Below are 229 nucleotides of genomic sequence, written 5' to 3'. Positions count from 1 at the left end.
CGCCGATGGCCCTACTCACCAAGGCGCGTTTGATATTGCTTTCCTTCGCTGTATTCCAAACATGGTCGTGATGGCACCTTCAGACGAAAACGAATGTCGTCAAATGCTCTACACTGGTCACAAGCTTCAAAAGCCAGCGGCGGTACGGTACCCTCGCGGGGCAGGCATGGGGGTTACGCCAGATGAAGCCATGACAGCGCTTGAGATTGGTAAATCACGTACCTGTCGA

At 53.7% G+C, this 229-nt stretch carries 1 pseudogene; it reads left to right on the top strand.

Features of this window, described 5'->3' with window-relative positions:
• Window positions 1-229, top strand: a pseudogene (locus NLF92_RS13895) (1-deoxy-D-xylulose-5-phosphate synthase); the annotation flags it as partial.

It is taken from the genome of Opacimonas viscosa (assembly GCF_024199005.1).
In the GTDB taxonomy this organism is placed as follows: domain Bacteria; phylum Pseudomonadota; class Gammaproteobacteria; order Enterobacterales; family Alteromonadaceae; genus Opacimonas; species Opacimonas viscosa.
This window is presented reverse-complemented; position numbering and strand designations above follow the sequence as displayed.